This is a genomic window from uncultured Methanobrevibacter sp. (genome assembly GCF_902774605.1).
In the GTDB taxonomy this organism is placed as follows: Archaea; Methanobacteriota; Methanobacteria; order Methanobacteriales; family Methanobacteriaceae; genus Methanocatella.
In genome coordinates this window covers 23422-43040 of sequence record NZ_CACYJE010000012.1, presented here as the reverse complement: position 1 = coordinate 43040, position 19619 = coordinate 23422, and the positions used below count along the sequence as shown (strand labels likewise).

Sequence of the window (19619 nt, the reverse complement as noted above, 5' to 3'; positions counted from 1 at the left end):
TGATTAGTATTCCTAAAAATTAGCAACAGTATTTTTTCGACTGTATTTTTCAAGCTCTTTTCTATTGTAATTGCCGTTCAAGGCTTCATTATAAACATCGATTATTCTATAATAGTCATTATCCTTATACCTGCCGTCAATTGAGAAATTGCGGTATCCAACACTTTTCAGATAATCAATTTCCCCAATCAATGAAAGCTCATTGCTGTCAAAAACAATCAGTTCCTCGCCTGAAATGCTTTTATGAATCGGATACTTATTGCTGTTTTTATCCAACAGGTAATTCCCATAATTCTGCTTTTTCTCATTGCCATACAATAAGTCATACCTGGTTTTCATCAGCTCGACAGACCCCTGGACAAGCATTTCAACCTTTTCAGGAGCATTGCAATGCTTGATGATGCCTTCATAATCGCTTTTCCTAAGCTCGGGAGACAATGTTATGACCCTGTAATTGTCAAGGCTGTTGATTGCTTCAGCATTGGTGATGTTCATTGAGTAAAAGGCGTACTCCCCATTGAAATTGCTGCTCATTATTGGAAGATTATAATGCATCTTATTTAGAATCCCTCTCACTTTGTTCAATGTTCTAATCAGCTTGTCATGAGTGATGTCTGGCCATTTCCAAATCAACTCATATTCCTTGCCCATGGAAATCTCAAATGCCTCCTTAAGGAAACTGATCATGTAGTTGAGATTATATTCCTCTTCACTGTAAGCCAATGAGTCATCCTGAGGGGGAATCTCCAAATACACTCTTTTAACATTATCCAAATGTTTCAGATGTTCCAGATTATTAGTATAATAGGATAAGTTAACCTCGCTTTCTTCAGATTCATTCAATAGGTATTTCAAACTAATCCTCTTGTTCTTATGGGCGTATAGGTTAATGACCTCATTTTCCAATCTTTCAAACAGGTTCCTTCTAAGCTCATTGATTTTGCTGATGGGGATGAATAATGTACCGTCATAATTAATGTTTGTCTGTGTCAGCTCATATGGGTAATTGTCAGTTTTAGACAATTGCTTTTTAATGGTTTCGGCACTGACGCTTTTCTTCAATGGCTTTTCAAATGCCTTGTCGCTTAAAACTTCAGCCTCAACAACCTTATGGTTGGCTAGTGTCAGCCTGCCCTTCAGCAATGGATGCTTGTTCTTAAGGGAAAATGTGAGGATTAACTTGGATTTGACATAGCTTGCGCCCTTGTTTTCAATTTCCCTAACTTTCTTTGTTAGGCTGTTGCGCTTAGTTAAATAAACCTCTGATTCGTTAAGGTTGAAATCACTCCTCTTGTTCTGCCATACCTTTTTAACAATCAACACCTTGTTCTTACGGGTCAAATCTTTAACTTGCTTATTTTTACCCTTGTTGAAATGGTTCAATGTTGTTATGATTGGATTTTGAGATATTTCAAAACCGTAATCCTTGTCGTTTTTAACTATCAGCAACCCGTCGCCTTTCTCGGGAATGGTGGTGATGTGGTCGTTTAACCGTATTGCTATCTGATTTTTGCTGCTCTTAACCACATGCCCTATCCTTAATCCGATATGGCCTGAGCGAATGCTTCGCCTTGAGGTGTTCATGAATTGTCCTTCGGTGAATCCACGATTGAAAACCAGATTTATCTCTTCGCTATTGCTTGTTTTTCCGCTTTTCAGCTTGTTCAATGCTTTGCGGTAATTGCTCACGACAATGGCGAGGTATTCCTTGGAGCGCATCCTTCCTTCAATCTTGATGCATTTGATGTTCAACTCCGCTATGCTTTTCAATTGATTGAATAGGCTCAAGTCACATGGGGACAGGTAATAGTCCTGCTTTTTAATCCCTTCGATGCGATATTTCTGACGGCATGGCTGGGCACAGGTTCCACGGTTCCCGCTTCTTCCGCCTTTAAAACTGCTCATCAGGCATTGTCCTGAGTAAGAGTAGCATAATGCTCCATGAGCGAATATTTCAAGTTCCATGCCTGTTTTAAGATTTGCAATTTCATCATGCCTCATCTCACGCGGAAGAACAACTCTTTTGACGTTCTTGCTTTCAAGATAATCAAGCTTCAGCTGGTTTTCACAGGTAAGCTGTGTTGAGGCATGAATCTTCAGGCCCGGCAAGTGCTTATTGATAAGCTCAATCAGCCCCAAATCCTGTATGAGGACTGCGTCAACCCCGATTGAATATAGCTTTGAGAGGTAATTCATCACGCTTTCAAGCTCATCCTGCCTTATCAATGTGTTCACGGTAACGTAAACCTTGACGTTGTGCAGGTGGGCAATGTTTGCTGCCTTTTCGATTTCATCTAATGTGAAGTTCTCTGCAAACTTCCTTGCACCGTAGTTCTTGCCTGAAAGATAAACCGAACTGGCGCCCGCATTAATCGCCACCTTCAGATGCTCCATTGAACCGACAGGCGCTAGCAATTCAGGAATTCTCATGCAATCTGCCCTCAATATAATTGCCTTTGTTTATGTATGACTGTGAGAAATCCATAATCTGGTATTTGAACTTGGTCAGTTCCTCATCATCCTTGTTCTGGAGGCTTTCATTATAGATTGATAATATCTGTGAAGTGTACTTCTCATTAGAGTATCTGCAGTCAAGAATCAACGAATCCATGCCGAAACCCTTAATCTCATTGATTTCCTCAATCAAACAGAGACAATCCTTGTTGATGATGTGGCTTTGACGGTTATAGTCAAAGAACACCTTATACTTGAACTTCTTACGCTTCTTATCCTCCAGTGTGGCGTAATCGGCATCATTTGATATTATGAAATCCTTGCCGTCATTAAGGTTAGTGAAATCATCCTTGCTCACAATGACCTCAAGGTTGCCGTTGACAATCATCTCCAGGTCAATGTTGCGGTCATGGTTTTTCAAAAGCAGCTCCTTAATCTCTGATCCGGACAATTCGGATGATAGGATCAGTGACTTGAAACCGGCCTCGTTCAAGTCCCGCACGCAGAAACTGTTCCAGACATTCAGGTTATGGTTGCCGTAAACGGGACAGGTGAATATTTCACTCATTCCCGGAAAATCGCCCATCACTGAAATGATGATTCCCTCGTTTTCCAACTCTTCAACAATCTCATTGCACCTGAGGGCATCCTCCTCAGAAATGAATGATGATAAAACCCAAACGAACTCGGTGGGGGAAGCCATCAGACTGCCCTTCTTCAATGTCTCCTTAATGTTAGCGAAGTAATCTTCAGGATTATTGTAATGGCAATTGCCGTCAAAATAGATTCTCTTCAAGTCAAATCCTGAAGCGGCACGAATCTGTGCAATGTCATCAATGAAAATGGATAGTTTAGGAGTCTTGTTCTTCACCTTGCCCTTGTCATTCTCATAATCCTCAATGAACTTGGTCAGGTTCTTCCTGACCTCCTTGACCGCCTTTTTGGTTGGAGTGTAATGGTTCATAAGCAGGCTTGTGGCATTGTCCAATATCTCACGCCTGATCTGGTTGATTTCACCGATCGGTATGAAAATGTCATTTGGCATGTTGTTGAAGCGAATATTCTCAATATAGAATGGGGTGCCTCCGGTCTTTCCTAACTGCTTTTCAATTATTTCCTCAGTCACCGGCTTGTTTTTAGCCTTTTCAAACTTATCCAAGGTTTTATGGCGGAAATTGATTAGCTCATCATCAAGATAAAACTCCACTTTAGTGTAGAGGTTCAGGTTCTCATCCCATGTTAAGGATAGGCTTATTCCCACATTGTTCTTGATTGTTTCCTTCTCGAACTGCTTCAGGTACTCGTGTGTGGATTTGGAGTAGCTGATGAAGACTTCAGTTCCGACCTTGACTAGGCGTGTGGTGTCGATTATGATTTCATTTGCATCCTGCTTGATGATGTTTTCAAGATAAATCCCCTTGATCTTGCCGTTATACTTGAATGCAATACCGTCGCCAGGCTCAAGAATCACCGGAATTTCCTTATTCTTGATTTCAATTGTGACCCTTGTGCCGTCAATGTCTGTGATGTCTCCGATGTAGAGTCCCTCATGGCCTGAATGGCCTCTGCCCATAACGTCTCCCGGCTTATCCCCCATCATGTAACCGTCAGTGAAATGTCTGTTGAAAACAAGGTGCAAATCTTTCTTATAGTCGCCCTCATTGCCGTCAATGAGGTTGCGGTAACTGTTCACGATGGTTCCGATATAATCTCCGGATTTCATCCTGCCTTCCAGCTTCAGGGACTTGACCCCTGCATCTGAAATCTCCTGCAGGTGATTGTATGTTGCAAGGTCATGGGTTGACAACAGGTAGCCGTTGCCTATATTGTATCCGCGATACTTCAAGCGATACTCCCTTCTGCACGGCTGGGCGCAGGCTCCACGATTCCCGCTTCTGCCGCTGTTATAAGATGACATGTAGCATTTTCCGCTGACACAATAGCACAATGCCCCATGGCCGAACACTTCAATGTCCATGTTGATATTGTCTTTTGCAAGCTGGTCATGGATCTGTCTGATTTGCTCGATGTTCACTTCCCTTGGCAGCACCACACGCTTGATATTGTTCTTGCTGGCCCATTTGAATGATGAGTAGTTGTTCAATCCCATCTGTGTGGAGGCATGAACCTCCAAATCAGGAATGAATGTTTTCAAAAGCCAGATTAAACCGAAATCCTGTACGATAACCGCATCCACGCCAATCTTATACAATTCAAACAGGTATTTCAGCACGTCCACTATCTCATAATTGTTGATTAGGGTATTCACGGTCACATGGATTTTGCTGCCGTTCAAATGAGCATACTCGACCGCCTTTTTAATCTCATCCATCGTGAAATTCTTGGCATATGCCCGGGCACCATACTGTTGGCCGGCAATGTAAACCGCATCAGCACCTGCATTGACTGCTATAACCAACACTTCATATGAACCTGCCGGGGCTAATAATTCTTCTAAAACCATTTTTCATATACACCTTGTTTAGATTATTCATTTATATCTTTGGAATTAATTATATATTAAATTAAAACATATTCTATCTTATGTACATAGTATTTGAAGGAATTGACGGTGCGGGAAAATCAACCCAAATCCAAATGCTGAGGGAATGGCTTGAGGCAAACGGGTTCAGGGTTGAAACATTGGTCGAACCTACAGATTCCAAGATTGGAAAACTCATAAGGGAAATGCTGCAAAGGCCTGATGCAACAACAGAAAGTGTTCAAAGAATGTTGGGTTTGCTTTTTGCCGCCGACAGGCTACTCCTGATGGATAAGTTGGAGGATGACTCAAAAATCTTCATCTCCGACCGCTCATTCATTTCAAGCCTTGCCTATCAGGAACCTGCCGAATGGATCGATGAAATTAATAGGTATGCAAAAAAACCTGATTTATTGATTCTTTTGGATTTGGATGTTAAAACATCAGTTGCAAGAGCCTCCGGAGAGGACACTTTTGAAAATGAGGAATTTTTGACCAGGGTTAAAGCCAATTACCTGAAACTGGCTGAAAATTACACTCATGAAATAATCGATGCGGACAGGGGAGTCAACAAGGTGTCTTCAGATATAAAAAAAGCGGTTGCACCTTATCTGGGAATCTGTCCAGACTGCATTTTATAATCTTTTTTTTAATATTTAAAATTAGCTATTTCTTTTAAAGCACTGGACGTGTTTAGTGGTGTCCAGTGCTAATTCGGTATTTTTGGATTAATGTTTAAGATTTGCAAAACAACAAATCCCTGTAGAAGTCCGTAAAATGTTTTAACAGATTGGGTCTTAAACTAACTTGTTCATTGGGTGGTAATCCACTGGTTCGGTTCCTAATGGTTTTGCAGCTTCGGATATGAACATGTCTGTTTGAGCCACTGCAGGAAATGCGATGCCTGCATTTTCAATAGGTCCAAATAGAACAAAGTCTCCAGCGCACATTACCTGCACGATATTTGCTCCAATGTCGCAAACGGTGAATGCGGTTTTGTTTCCTGCCTTCTTGTATTCCCTTAGCCAGTCCCATGCGGAAGGCACATTGTGAATACCTGATCCTACAGGATATCCCCATTTTGCCTTTTCGGCGAAGGAAGTTCTAGCAGCAATACCTGCACCCTGTCCTAAAGGAGTTACTGCAGTATCCATCATGAACTTGTCGATACCGCATTCAGCAGCCACTTCAAGCAAACCTTTCTCGTAAGCACCGTCATCCCCATCTTCCCACATTGCCATTTTCCCTTCAACTGTAGCATTCATAGGGTTGAATCCTAAGATGATGGAGGCGGAAATGTTGGTTTCAGCAAGTGCATCCAATTCAGATTGGTCAGCAGCCATGTTGATTGAGTTATAAATTGCCCTTTCGGTCAATCCGGTTTCGTCAGCGTACTGTGCACCAGCAACTCTTGCTTCACCGGATGTTGAATCTATAAGGAAAGGAGCATCACAAATTTCACCAATATATTCAATGTATTTTGGCAATGCTTCGACAGTCTGTCCGAATACTTGTACAATATAAGGATTACCAGTAACATCGGAGATGGAAGCCATGTCGTTAACTAACTGCTCAGCTCTGGCTTTATCAAAGTCTCCGGTTAATTCATCGTTAATAATATTGTGTCCACCATAGAAGATTGTTCCTGCCAATACGGTTGGATATTCTCCAGGTTGTCCACCCATTTTGACTCCGCCGAAGTCAAAAACTTCTTGTTCTTTATCGAATTTAAACATTTATACTAACCTCTTTTAATTGAGACTCAACTTTTTCATTTTTAATTTATAAAAATTAAAGTTAAGTCTAATATGATTTTCTTATTTAATCATATTTAAATATTTCTAAAAATATTAAAATTTTTTTAATAAATATTGCATTGATGTTTAAAATATTAAAATAAAAATTGCACATTCCATATAATAAAATATTTTTAACATAGGTGGCTTGTATATAAAAACCGTTGTGCACATTCGTCAACTTTGAAATCTATTGTGAAAACAATAAAATAATTAAATGGTAATGTTTAATCATGATTATTAAATTAAATTAAGATTTTAATCAGTTTCAAGTGAACAATGAATATTGAATGATTATTATGTCCTGAAACTTCTTTAGGTTCGAGCAATTTCCATAAGGTTTGCTCCATGCTCTAAAAGTAAAAAATAAGTTACATTATTATGTGTGGGCAATGGCGTTTACTGGTTAATAAAAAAATAAGTTAAAGGAAAATTTATTTGTTTCCTTCAAGTTCTTTCAATCTCTCACGAATAGCGTTTTCCAAAAAATCCCTTACCTTAACAAGCTCATCATATTCTCCGATGAGTTTAGGGCCGAATTCGCCATGCTCCAATTTAATGTCAAACTTTTCAAAGGCATGGGCAAGCATCTGTTCTCCGACACCATTAGGAATTCCCATTTCAAACTCTTCCTTTTCTTCAACCATTTAATTCTCCTCCATGTATTTTCTAACAGGTTCAAAGAATTCAATTAGGAAATCTTTTATTCCATTTTTCAAGTCCATTGGGTGAAGGTTGCCTTCGCTGAAATCCTTGATCAATTCATCATGAGTCAATTCAATATCTCCGCCGAACTTTTCAGGCCTTTTGATTAATAACTTTTCCTGATTAGGATAAACGAATGTTTCTGCAATTTCAATCATAGGATTGTCTTCAACTTGTCCCTGTGGACAGTAGCTCTTGTTGATTTTTTTAGTGATTTCTTCAACGCTGTCATCCACTGCAATGTAGTTTCCTTTGCTTGAAGACATCTTGGCATCTCCGTCAAGGCCATGAAGCAATGGGGTGTGGATGCAGACAGGAACATTTTCACCGATTTTTTCAAGGTTTTCACGTGCAAGCATCTGGATTTTCCTCTGTTCCATTCCGCCAAGTGCAATGTCCACTTCAAGAGCAGCCATATCAACGGTCTGCATAATTGGATAAATTACACTAGCCACTTTTGGATTGTCATCTGCACGGCTGACCTGATCCATACTTCTTCTAGCTCTTTTCAAAGTGGTCATGGTAGCCAATTGATAAACCTTATCAGTGTAATCGCTTTCCAATTGGAATGATGAGCCTAAAACATATTCGGTAGTTTCATCAAGGCCAAGTGCCTGGAAACATTTCTTATTGTACTCAGCAGTTTCAGCTATTTCCTCAACAGTTCCCTTTCCATTCAAGAATGCATGATAATCTGCTAAAAGGATTTTAATTTTAAAACCTAAACTTTGTAATTGTTTTAATTTCTGCACGGTTACGGCATGGCCTAAATGGATTTTGCCTGAAGGTTCATAACCGGTATAAGCTACTGGCTGGTCCTTTTCAAGAACTGCCTTCAACTCTTCAGTGTCAATAATTTCTAATGTTCCGTTTTCGATTAATTGAATTTTTTCTTCAATATTCATCTTATCACTTAATTTAGTAAATAAATGTAATTGTCAATTTTAATAAGTTTGATTTCATCACCAATATTATAATCCTTGAATTCATCCTTCATCTCCAAATCCACAGCGGAATAGTCGCTTGGATCAAGGATTTGTATCATGCTCGGTGATTTTGATATGATTGTAGTGGTTTCTATTTCTGATGATTTTTTAACCAGTTTAATGTCTTCCATATTCTTCATTGGAATATTGTGCTTTTTATCGGTTGAGATATCCATTCCAACCACGCTAGTTTTGCCGATACTATTGATTCTAATAATCTTATCCTCATACTTGACGAAATCATTAACTTCAAACTCAGGGATTCTCACTGAAATCCAAACACGGTACAATCCCTTGCCTGTGGATTTGTCTTCACTGATGAGTCTTGGGGATTCCTTGGTTATTCCGCCGAACTCCTCGGTTAATGCTTCAGCCACTTTTTTGCCTGATTTGAAAGAACCAATGTAGTAATCATGACCCTCCTTTAACCTTGCAATCTGGGGACAATACGCTAGCTTGTCCTTTTTGGATTGTTTTAACAGGGTACGTTCAACAATCTCATCAGCTAAACTGTATTCTTCAGGCTTGATTTCACGATTGGCTGCCCTGAACTGAATGACTGACTCATAGTATCCTGATTGTATCTTGCTGCATGTTGGACAAACGGTTTTAAGAATTTTGACTTCAGTGTCATGGGTTTCCTCAATCTGTGCCCCATGAACCTCGCCAACAATCTCAACATAGCAACTTGCTATTGTGCCTTTTATCTGGTCGATTTCAAGGTTGATGATTTCGTTTTCAACTTCATCAGCTATCTTTATGTTTCTCTCAAGCGCGCGGTAAATTATCTCTTCTTCGGGAATGAACTCATCGCTCCATTTACCTTCCTCAAGTTTGCTGTTGCAATGGCTGCATATTTGAACTTCAATGCGTTTCGGCAGTTCAATCATCTGGAATTCTTTTAAAAAACAGTCTATGCAGATGTCTCCAACCATTTCCTTATCTGTACTTCCGCACTCTGGACAAAACATGGTATCAAAAAAAATAAGTGAAAAAAGTAGAATTTTATAATGATTTTAAAGGTGCTGTAGCACCGCATGCAGCACATTTAAGCAAGAATATTCTACCTTCTCTGATAATTCTAGTATCTGGTCTGTTGCATTCGTGGCAAATAACGTACTTGTCCACATAATCCTCGATTCTTTCATTGATTAGGTAATGTGTGAATTTACCTTGCAGGATTGCTCTTTGACCTTCAATGTTTCCTGCAGTACCTAATTCCCTCATCAGGAATTTCAATAAGTGTTGAGGATCCCTGTTTAAACCTTCTGCAACATCTTTAAAGTTCTTGATGAATGTTCTATTACCTTGAATGTCTGAATAAGCTTTAGGGATTTTGAATCTTTTATGTTCAAATACTTCAGGAGGTAATTGGTCTATTGCTCTTTCTAATAAATCTTCGTATTTATCCATAATTATCTCTCCTTATAAAATTAGTATAAGTATAATATATTAAATTTAGTTTTAATCATTTATTAATGTATTGTTAAATGGTGGTGTTTTTAAAAAATTTTCAAATAAAATAATAAAAAATGGGAATATTTAGACTACGCGTCTAAAGTATCCTGTTGTTGGCTGATAGATGACTCCCTTCTGAACAAGGTTTCTGACGATTTGCTCGGTCTTATCCTCGCTGACGCCATACTTGTCGCTCATGTTTGAAAGTAAAACATTCAATGGGGCGTTACCAGCATATTCCTCTTCAAGGAGTTTAATTTCTTCAGTTACGGTTTGGATTTTATCCCTGTCGGATTTAGGTGTTCCTCCACTCACGATATCTGCATCGATTTCACCGGTTTCCGGATCAACACCGATCTCCTTAAGACAAGCCATCTGCAGCTTAACCGCACGCTCTGCATCTTCCTTGTCAACAGTCTCCTTAAGCTTGATTTTAGCGCTTGCCTCTGAGAGACGAATGATTGCCTCCAATTGCCTTGCAGTAATCGGAACTGGACCTTGCTCTTCGGGGTTGCTGTTCCTTGTGCTTACGTAAAACTCTTTTAGAACCTGTATGGCCTCATCGGTCAAATGTGGATTCACGTTCTTACGGGCATAAGCAATATATTTCCTGAGCAATTCTGGCTCGATTTCATATTCAACAGTGTTTTCCTGGTGTATCTTAAGAATATGGTCAGCTAGCTTTGCATCCCCTTCTTTGCTTGGCTTATCCTCGATAACGAAAATCAAATCGAAACGGGAAATGATCGGCGCAGGCAAGTCAATCTGCTCTGCAAGCACTTTATAACGGTCGAACCTACCGAACTTAGGGTTTGCCGCTGCAAGAACTGAACATCTTGAATTCAAGGTTGCCATGATTCCCGCCTTAGCGATACTTACAGTCTGCTGTTCCAATGCCTCGTGAAGCGCTGAACGGTCCTCTGACCTCATCTTGTCCAATTCGTCAACGCACACGTTACCCTGGTCCCCAAGAACCAATGCACCGGCTTCCAGGGACCATCCTCCAAGCTCGTCACGAACTGCCGCTGCGGTTAAACCTGCACCACTTGTACCTTTACCACTTGTATAGATACTTCTCGGAGCTAATCTTGAAACGTACTTCAATATCTGGGACTTACCGATACCAGGGTCCCCGACAATCAGGATGTGAATGTCTCCCCTCAGTTTGGTTTCATCCTCAAGTTGCTTTGAAGCCCCACCGAACAGTTGAAGCGCAATGGCTTCCTTAACGTTAGGGTAACCTCTGATTGAAGGAGCGGTTGAACGGATAATCTTATCGTGGATGTGAGGGTCCTGTGATAGTTCAATGATTTTCTCCTCATCCTCTTCGGACAGGCTCAATTCCTCGAATTCCTGCTCCAACGGCTCAATGTGATTGACATAAATGTAGTTCTTGAACTTTCCGCTGCGCTCTTCACGGAATGTTTTCAGGGTTCCTGTGATTCTCACCTTGTCCCCCGGGTTCAGCTCATCCACCAGGTCATCTTCAAGAATCATGAGCATCTGTTTAGGTTCTGTTCCTCCGGACAGGTTCTCGAGCGGTTCCTGCATCCTTGCGGTTTGTGTATCGATGTATTTTGACTCTTCCTGAAGCAATCTGAAGGATCTTCCTCCGCATTCGCTACATAATGACGGTTCGATGATGTGGTTTCCTGAAGTTTGCTCGACCTCGTGCAGTCTCATACAACCTCTACATTCAAAAACACCTGTTTCAATACGTGGTCGAATCTCATCAGTTTTCCTTACAATACCATCTGCAGCTACGAATGTTCCAATGTATTTGCTTAGCAAATCCTTTAGCTGGATTACATTGCTCAGATTCTCGAAACGAATGTTTATGTCAGCATCCTTAACCAATGGGTCAATGTTCTTGATGGCAATTTGAGCGGCTTCAATAACTTCCTCAGGCTTGTCGATTAACAAATCCGCCAAGTCAGGATCGAATATCTCCAAGGATTGGTAGTTTACGGTCAGTGACCTTTCATCGGGATATTTTTCAAGTATCTCGAATACGTCATCCTTATATGATGTTGCAAAAAATTCTTCAAATTTTGCAGTTGATGTTTGTGTTTTATTAGTAGAGTTCATTGTCATAATATTAGATTTTTTATATTTAAAAAATATTGGGTAGAGAGCGTGTGATAAGTAAAAATTATATACTAATATAAATAAAAATAGTTTCAATAAATTTAATGATTGAGGTTAATATGAGAAAATCTAGATTAAGTTTATTTAAATCCACTTCTATGTTAATTTCCGTCGTTGGAATTATCATGATAATTGCAACAATAATTGTGGTGGCATATGTGGGTTACAGTATTGTTTCCAGTGGAATTACAAATGAAATATCTTCCGGAACTCAATATGATGAACTTGCAGAGCTTAAAGCTACATATGGTAATCTGTCCGTGAAGTTTGACAGCGTCAAATCCACATTTTATGCTGGCGGCGCCGATGACGTTAAAGTTTACAATGATGCAAAATTAGAGTTGACACGGGCGAATTCAGCTATTGAAAATGTTCAAAGTGCATTGGATGCGGGCAAGCCATCCAATGAAGTAGATAGTAGGATTGAATTTGCAAAAAAAGAACTTGATACTGCTAACAAGGCGTATAATAATCTTTAAATTATTTTCTTTTTCTCTTTTTTTTATTAGGCATATATTCCAGGCCGACAACATACATTTCAGAACTTTTTTTACGTGATGATGCAGGCTTTGTTGTTCGAACATGTCTGAACTTGCCCTTAAGTGAATCCAGCATCTCCTTGTATTCAGGACCCTGGAACACCTTCATGACAAGGTTTCCCTTAGGCTCAAGAATGTTTTCAGCGATTCCGATGACTGTATATGTCAAGTCGATTGACCTGAGCTGGTCAATGTTTTTAATTCCGCAAAGTGAAGGTGAAGCATCAGACATCACTACTTTGGCTTTTCCCCCGATAAGCTCCATTATCCTTTCCTGAACTTCGGGGGTGGTGAAATCTCCGCGGATTCCATAATAGTTTTCTTCATGGAATTTCTTGAAGCGGTTGAGGTCAACTCCCACAACGACTCCTTCCTCACCGACCTTTTCAAGCGCAACCTGTGACCATCCTCCAGGTGCCGCTCCAAGGTCAACCACGGTATTTCCCTGCTTGATGAGCTTGTACTTCTTGTCCAATTGCTTGAGCTTATATGATGCCCTTGAACGGTAATCCTCTTTCTTTGCTTTTTTATAGTATGGATCATTATGCTTTTCCATCTGCCATTTACTGCCCATTTCTAATCCCTCTTGTATTGGTCAAAGTCAAGTGCGCTGCATACCGGAGCGCCGACCTTTATGATTTCAACATCAACTTCCTTATCATGGATTTCAAGCAACATCACAGTCCTGTCAGCCAATCTGGGAACGATTGGACTTCCAGGATTGATGAGCAAAACTCCGCTTTTCTGCTCTATTTTCGGCTGGTGTGAGTGTCCTGAAACCAGAATGTCAACATCCAATTCCTTTGCAAGGTATAATAATTGGTCACTGTCAGCTCTCGGATAAACTTCTCCGTGAATCAATCCAATTTTCAAGCCTTCAGCTTCGATGACCTTTGCCTTGGGAAGCTGGATTCCATTGGCCCTGTCCATATTGCCCTGAACAGCCATTACAGGAGCGATTTCCTCCAGCTCTTCAATGACTCTCGGTGAAGTCAAATCCCCTGCATGCAATATCAATTCAACATCATTGAACGCTTCAAGCACTTTTGTAGGCAATACCTTTGCCCGATCAGGTATATGTGTGTCTGAAATTAAACCGATTAACATATTATTCAATCCTTATTTATTCAAATTATTTCTTTGTTTCTCATTGTAATTAAATTTTAAATAACAACTATTATAAATTGTTAAAAATATATTTATATATATCATTCTTGCAAGGAGAAGATAAAATGGGAGAAGTTAAAAAGGAAGATATTTTAGATATTTTGGCTAAATATGACAAAAGTGAAATCACAATAGCCACTCTCGGAAGCCACACTTCTTTACACATTCTACAAGGTGCAAAAGAAGAAGGATTCAGAACCGCTATTGTCTGTCAAAAGGGAAGAGAAATTCCATATCAACGTTTCGGAGTGGCTGACGAATACATCATCGTCGATGAGTTCAAGGACATAGTCAACGAGGATGTTCAGCAAAAACTCAGGGACATGAATGCGATTGTTGTTCCTCATGGATCTTTTGTAGCATATGCTGGCCTTGACAATGTTGAAGACAAGTTCAACGTACCGATGTTCGGAAACAGGGACGTGCTCAGATGGGAAGCTGAAAGGGACAAGGAAAGAGCATTGCTTGTTGAAGGTGATGTGAGAATACCATTCAAATACAACAGTCCTGATGAAATCGACCGTCCGGTAATGGTCAAGTTCCCAGGCGCAAGAGGTGGAAGAGGATATTTCGTTGCATCATCCCCTGAAGAATTCGATGCAAAAATTGAGGCAATGAAAGCACGTGGATGGCTGGAAGACAGTGATGTGGAAGCAGCACACATTGAAGAATACGTTTCAGGCTGTAACTACTGCATACACTATTTCTACTCAGCACTTGACGATACCGTAGAGCTGATGGGTATGGACACAAGATACGAATCCAGTATAGACGGTTTTGTAAGAATGCCTGCTAAAGACCAATTGGACATTGACTTAAGCCCATCTTACGTTGTAACCGGTAACCACCCAGCAGTAATTCGTGAATCATTGCTCCCACAAGTGTTCGACATTGCTGACAAGCTAACTGAAAGCGCTAAAAAACTAGTTGCACCGGGATTGAACGGTCCATTCTGTATGCAAACATTAGTCAACGATAATCTAGAAGTAATCTGTTTTGAAATCAGTGCCAGAACCGACGGCGGTACCAACACTTTCATGGACGGTTCCCCTTACTCCTACTTGACCTACGGTAAGCCAATGAGTATGGGTAGAAGAATCGCTCTTGAAATCAAGCGCGGTATAGAAAGAGATGAATTAGAAAAAATAATAACATAAAACTGTTATTATTTTTTATTCTTATTTTTATTTTTGTTTTTGCCGATTTTTTGCTGTTTTTCGTATTCAGCCAATGCTTTCATACGATTAACTTTTGTCAATGCACCAACAAGACCAACAACAGCACCGACAACTATAATAATCAGGGTTACACTTATTACTCCAGTATTGCTCACGAAAAACCCTGAAAAGGTTCCCATGTATCCCTGTAAGGTCAAAATCACAATAGGGGTTGCACCAAGCGCTCCCAATATTGTTCCTTTTAAAATGCTGTCCTGCCCATATCCAATGTATAAGAGCCCTATTGCTGAGAATGGGTAAAGCCAATCATTGATTTGATATCCGAATATTATGAATGCTGCAGCAATCGCCGCACCGAATACTAACGCTTTAATATTGATTTCTGGTAGAAACTTATTCATATTATTTTACTCCAAAAAATTATTCTTTAGAAGCTAATAGTCCTCCGAAAGCTCCTGTTATGCCCATTACAATTGCATAATAAATTAGATTTTCAATTATTGCAATGATACTTGCAACTCCAGATATTGTAAATCCGGCCAATCCTCCAAAGATTCCGGCAATGCTTCCTCCGAAGGTTGCAGCCAGTATGAATAATATTGCGCAGATGATTGTTCCCAATGCTCCTGCGACAGCGGCATTCCACAAACCGCCAAACATTCCGTCATGGGCAATGTAACCGGTTATGAAACCGACAATCAACAATCCAATAAATTCATAAGGGGCAAAAAATGATTTTACAATTACAGCTAATATGAAACCTATAATCACTGCACTCCATTTAGTCATGAAAATCACCTTTAAGTATTATTATTTAATTTCATTAATAAAAGTATTTATATTTGAGTTTCAATTTGATGATGTCAATAGATGTCTTTTAACTTATCTTTTATCTGGTCAAGAATTGCCTGATGCATCCTTTTGGTGAATTCTCCCTTGTCGTTTTGGTTCAGCACGTCAAGATAACCCTGTGAAACAAGATTGAATGCAAATGGACTTGGAATAACCGTATCAATGGTTTTGATTTCCATTTCTTCACTGGCAACCATGTTGATGACTTTCAATGCGTTTTTAATGTCCATGTAATCTTCCATTGCCTCACGACGCGCTTCCTTTAGAATGGAGAAATTGTCATCCATCTCCTGAACGAACTTGAGAAGAATTTTTCCACGAACCTGTTGGCGACCGACGGATTTGGATTCTCCCTTGTATCTTCTAAGGGTCATCAGTGATCTGCCTGCACAATGGCGGAATCTTGAAGCCAGGGTTTCGGTTTTGTTCAATGAACTTGCAAGTATCCTTTCAAAATTCTCAGGAGTCAATTGCCTGAATGATTCAAGACCTCCTATTGTGCCGTCTGAGCTTAGGTAAAAACCATTGTCCGATATGGAAATGGTAATGTTCGTATTGTATCTTTTGGCAACCACATAAGCCACAGCACGTGACAATGCGTCATTGACCTTGCGGCCGAAAAGGGAATGGAATATTACGAATTTCCTTCCGCCGAATCCTGTGTAGTACTCAATGAGCAGGCATCGGTTGGATGGGATTTTGGCGTACTTGTACTGTTCGACAAAGTATTCATAAATTGAATTTGCCGCAAAGTCATCAACGTAGAGGTAATCGTAGATGAACTCCATTATCTCCTCCTTGCTTCTCCTGTACTCGAATCGTGTTTCCATATGTGAGCGGAACCTTTGAATGTCCATTGCAAGGTCAAATGACAAAGGCAGCTGCTGTGAAAACCATGAAGGAATTGTTGGCGGGCCGCTTGCAGGAGTGACGTTGATGGTCATTCCCTTGCCGTAATTGAACCTGAATGTTCTTCCCCCTAAAACGAAGGTGTCTCCCTTTTTCAGTCGCTCCATGAAAGATTCCTCAATCTTTCCCACTGTCTCGCCGTCGCACTTGACAAGCACTCCTGATGAGTCGGGGATTGTTCCAATGTTGGTGGAGTAAAGCATTCTTGCGAGCTTTCCGCGCTTGCCGAAGGTATTCTCCTTATAGTCAATCCAGATTTTGGCGTAAACGTAACGCTCCTCGAGCTCAGGGTATTCGCCAGCCATGTAGCTTAAGACATCCTCATAATCGTCTCTAGTCAGGTCCTTATAGCAATAGCTTTTGCGGATTACGTCATATGCGTAATCGATGTCCCAGGGGTTTTCAATGCTCATTCCGTAAATGTGCTGTGCCAAAACGTCAAGGCAATTGGTTGGAATGCTGATCTTGTCAATTTTTCCTTCCTTGGCATTCTTGAGCAGAACTGAGCATTCCACAAGGTCATCACGTTCGGTCACTATGATTCTGCCTTTTGACTTTTCATGCAGTCTGTGTCCGCTTCTGCCTATTCTCTGCAGGGCTCTTGCAACGGATTTTGGGGAATTTATCAAAACGACAAGGTCGATGTATCCTATATCAATTCCCAATTCAAGGGATGTGGATGACACCACTGCCTTCAATTTCCCTTCCTTGAGCTTGTTTTCGGTTTCCAAACGAACTTCCTTCGAGAGTGAAGAGTGGTGGGCCATGATGTTTGAGTTGTTATAGTTCATCGGATACATTTTCTTCAGGTTGTAGACGAACCTTTCGGTTCCGCTACGGGTGTTGGTGAATATCAACGTGGTCTTGTTTTCCTGAATCAAGTCATCCAGCAGGTCATACATCCCCAATCGGGTGTCCTCCTCATCGGCAAGCACTATGTCGCTTACAGGACACATTACCTCCATGTCCAATTCCTTTAGGTAGTTGATGTTGACTATTTTACAGTTCCGCTCAACACCGTACTCGTAACCTACAAGGAACCTTGCAACCTCTTTTAATGGACTTACTGTTGCGGACAGGCCTATTCTTGTGTAGTTTCCAATCAGGTGCTGCAGCCTCTCCAATGACAGGCTTAAATGAACTCCTCTCTTGTTCTCTGCAAGTGAGTGTATCTCATCGATGATGACGTATTTGACGTGGCTCAGTTTCTCCCTGAACTTAGGTGCCACCAGTAGAATTGATAATGTTTCTGGTGTGGTGATTAATATGTGTGGAGGTTTTTTAAGCATTTTCTGCCTTTGGTATTGTGAAGTGTCACCGGTTCTGACGGCTTTTCTTATTCCAAGCTTTTTGCCAGCTATCTTTTCAATGCCGTTCAGGGGTTCCTCAAGGTTTTTTTCAATGTCGTTGTCAAGTGCCTTCAGGGGGGAAATGTATATGCAGTATACCTTATCCTCCAGCTTGTCATTTTCGGCCAATGAGGTTAATTCACTAATCACTGATAAAAATGCGGTTAAGGTTTTGCCGGACCCTGTTGGTGATGAGATGAGGATGTTGTTTTTCTTGTGAATGTCGATGATTGACTTTTTCTGTGCCGGCGTGAAATCGTCGAACTGTGAGTCAAACCATTTCTGAACCCATGGGTGCAGGGTCTTGAATATTTGCTTTTTTGTATAGCTTTTGGTTTGCTCTTCAATCATATTTGACTCCTCGTCTTTTATAAGTTTGTTAATGTTTATTTAATTTTACTTTTAATTAAACTTATTGGTTTATTTAATTTTTGTTTAAAATATTTTATTTTAAGTACGATTTATATACTGGGGCGATTAATCAAGTAACCAATAATATCTATTATTTTTTACATTAAATTGAATATTTTTTAAAAATTTTAAATAATTTTGGAAAATAAAAATTTTTATATACTTTATGATGTAATATACACCTTGTTGAAATCCTTTTTTAAATTTTTGTTGATTGATCAATATTATAAACTAATGTTTTTAGTCTTGTTTCTTTGTTCTGCAAACGTGTACTCTTGCTTTTATTTATTCCTGAGAATTTACGTTTTATTACACTGAATACACTTTCTACATTGTTTCTTCTTGAATATATTTCTTTTTTGAATGTTTTGATGCTTAATCTTCTGTACCAACCATGTCTGAAGTTTGATCGTAGTGGTATTTGGTCTGATGCTTTTATTTCTTCATTTATGCAGGTTCTTATTGGATTTGAGTCATATGCTTTGTCTGCTATGATGAATTGCGGATTATATTTTTTTAGACTTCTTATTGATGCTATTGCGAATTTTGTATCGTGTCTTGGTCCTTTTACTGCTTGTGAGTAGAGTATTAGTCTTGAATCAACATCAATTGCAATATGGCATTTAGTGTAGTTTTTCACGTCATGGCTACGTATTTTTGAGTAATATTTATCAGCGTAGTCGCTTGTGAACCCACTGCCATCAAGAGCAACTAATTCTGGTTGTATTTCTAAATGTCCGATAATTTGCTTTGTTATTCTTTCAAACATGTCAGTTGGCATCCTTTTGAAGAATTTCTGAAGAGTGGAGTAATCTGGAGCTCTTTTAATCTTCAAATATTTCTGTAATCTATCTGAAAAGCTAATAAATTCAACTATTTGACGATAAGTTAAATTTAAATAAGTTTTCAATGCAATAATTGTGAATAATGCAGGTTGCGAGTACATTTTCTTTGAATATTTACTTGAATATAGATTTAAAGATATTCTAGCATAACTGTAAGTATGTTCAATGAATTTAATCAAGTTATTCGTGTTAATCTCGATTTTACTGTCTTTTTCATATTTTTTGAAATATTTTTTTGTTTGTTTTTTAAAGCCAAAATCCAAAAGGTTTTTATGCTTTGAAAACCTAACTATTACTGGAGAATGTTTGTTTTTTTGGTTCATATATATAAATATTCTCC

At 39.6% G+C, this 19619-nt stretch carries 17 protein-coding genes; 3 read left to right on the top strand and 14 right to left on the bottom strand.

Going from position 1 to position 19619, the window contains the following annotated elements:
- Positions 1 to 12: 12 nt before the first annotated feature.
- Positions 13 to 2430 carry a U32 family peptidase gene (locus QZU77_RS04325; RefSeq protein ID WP_295600547.1) on the bottom strand — a complete coding sequence of 806 codons (2418 nt, stop codon included), beginning with the start codon at positions 2428 to 2430 and terminating at the stop codon, positions 13 to 15.
- Positions 2417 to 4918 (bottom strand): U32 family peptidase, encoded by a 2502-nt coding sequence (locus QZU77_RS04320; protein WP_295600545.1) that lies wholly within the window; start codon positions 4916 to 4918, stop codon positions 2417 to 2419. The genes QZU77_RS04325 and QZU77_RS04320 overlap by 14 nt, the downstream gene beginning before the upstream one ends.
- An 80-nt stretch (positions 4919 to 4998) precedes the next feature.
- On the opposite strand from QZU77_RS04320, the gene tmk reads away from it, so the two are divergent.
- Positions 4999 to 5577 (top strand): dTMP kinase, encoded by a 579-nt coding sequence (tmk, locus tag QZU77_RS04315; RefSeq protein WP_295600542.1) that lies wholly within the window; start codon positions 4999 to 5001, stop codon positions 5575 to 5577.
- A gap of 156 nt (positions 5578 to 5733) precedes the next feature.
- Here tmk and mtrH read toward each other — a convergent pair whose 3' ends face one another.
- From mtrH to mcm, 6 genes are all read right to left on the bottom strand, one after another.
- Entirely contained in the window at positions 5734 to 6672 is a 939-nt protein-coding gene (mtrH, locus tag QZU77_RS04310; protein WP_295600539.1) for a tetrahydromethanopterin S-methyltransferase subunit H, read from the bottom strand.
- Between the two features lie 494 nt (positions 6673 to 7166).
- Positions 7167 to 7379: a hypothetical protein gene (locus QZU77_RS04305; RefSeq protein ID WP_295600537.1), complete on the bottom strand. Its 213-nt coding sequence runs from the start codon at positions 7377 to 7379 to the stop codon at positions 7167 to 7169.
- Positions 7380 to 8342 carry a tyrosine--tRNA ligase gene (locus tag QZU77_RS04300; protein WP_295600534.1) on the bottom strand — a complete coding sequence of 321 codons (963 nt, stop codon included), beginning with the start codon at positions 8340 to 8342 and terminating at the stop codon, positions 7380 to 7382.
- An 8-nt stretch (positions 8343 to 8350) separates the two neighbouring features.
- The gene (locus QZU77_RS04295) at positions 8351 to 9394 is read right to left on the bottom strand and encodes a 60S ribosomal export protein NMD3 (RefSeq protein WP_295600532.1); all 1044 of its coding nucleotides are present in this window, start codon (positions 9392 to 9394) and stop codon (positions 8351 to 8353) included.
- Between the two features lie 34 nt (positions 9395 to 9428).
- The gene (locus tag QZU77_RS04290) at positions 9429 to 9836 is read right to left on the bottom strand and encodes a translation initiation factor IF-2 subunit beta (protein WP_067040760.1); all 408 of its coding nucleotides are present in this window, start codon (positions 9834 to 9836) and stop codon (positions 9429 to 9431) included.
- 129 nt (positions 9837 to 9965) lie between these two features.
- Positions 9966 to 11969 carry a minichromosome maintenance protein MCM gene (mcm, locus tag QZU77_RS04285; RefSeq protein ID WP_295600529.1) on the bottom strand — a complete coding sequence of 668 codons (2004 nt, stop codon included), beginning with the start codon at positions 11967 to 11969 and terminating at the stop codon, positions 9966 to 9968.
- A 119-nt stretch (positions 11970 to 12088) separates the two neighbouring features.
- Here mcm and QZU77_RS04280 point away from each other — a divergent pair, with 119 nt between their 5' ends.
- Complete coding sequence (locus QZU77_RS04280) at positions 12089 to 12508, top strand: hypothetical protein (protein WP_366208859.1); 420 nt, start codon at positions 12089 to 12091, stop codon at positions 12506 to 12508.
- A 1-nt stretch (position 12509) separates the two neighbouring features.
- Here QZU77_RS04280 and QZU77_RS04275 read toward each other — a convergent pair whose 3' ends face one another.
- Positions 12510 to 13142: an RlmE family RNA methyltransferase gene (locus QZU77_RS04275; protein WP_295600524.1), complete on the bottom strand. Its 633-nt coding sequence runs from the start codon at positions 13140 to 13142 to the stop codon at positions 12510 to 12512.
- 2 nt (positions 13143 to 13144) lie between these two features.
- Positions 13145 to 13684 (bottom strand): metallophosphoesterase, encoded by a 540-nt coding sequence (locus tag QZU77_RS04270; protein WP_295600522.1) that lies wholly within the window; start codon positions 13682 to 13684, stop codon positions 13145 to 13147.
- Between the two features lie 116 nt (positions 13685 to 13800).
- On the opposite strand from QZU77_RS04270, the gene QZU77_RS04265 reads away from it, so the two are divergent.
- Positions 13801 to 14892: a formate--phosphoribosylaminoimidazolecarboxamide ligase gene (locus QZU77_RS04265; protein WP_295600519.1), complete on the top strand. Its 1092-nt coding sequence runs from the start codon at positions 13801 to 13803 to the stop codon at positions 14890 to 14892.
- An 8-nt stretch (positions 14893 to 14900) separates the two neighbouring features.
- On the opposite strand, the gene QZU77_RS04260 is transcribed toward QZU77_RS04265, so the two are convergent.
- The 4 genes from QZU77_RS04260 to QZU77_RS04245 all read right to left on the bottom strand — a co-directional run bounded on the left by QZU77_RS04260 (position 14901) and on the right by QZU77_RS04245 (position 19602).
- A complete protein-coding gene (locus QZU77_RS04260; protein WP_295600516.1) occupies positions 14901 to 15314 on the bottom strand; it encodes a hypothetical protein in 414 nt (137 codons plus the stop codon).
- A 19-nt stretch (positions 15315 to 15333) separates the two neighbouring features.
- Entirely contained in the window at positions 15334 to 15702 is a 369-nt protein-coding gene (locus QZU77_RS04255) for a DUF5518 domain-containing protein (protein WP_295600513.1), read from the bottom strand.
- 74 nt (positions 15703 to 15776) lie between these two features.
- Complete coding sequence (locus QZU77_RS04250; protein ID WP_295600510.1) at positions 15777 to 18374, bottom strand: ATP-dependent helicase; 2598 nt, start codon at positions 18372 to 18374, stop codon at positions 15777 to 15779.
- Between the two features lie 259 nt (positions 18375 to 18633).
- Positions 18634 to 19602 (bottom strand): IS5 family transposase, encoded by a 969-nt coding sequence (locus QZU77_RS04245; RefSeq protein ID WP_295600507.1) that lies wholly within the window; start codon positions 19600 to 19602, stop codon positions 18634 to 18636.
- Between the last annotated feature and the right edge of the window lie 17 nt (positions 19603 to 19619).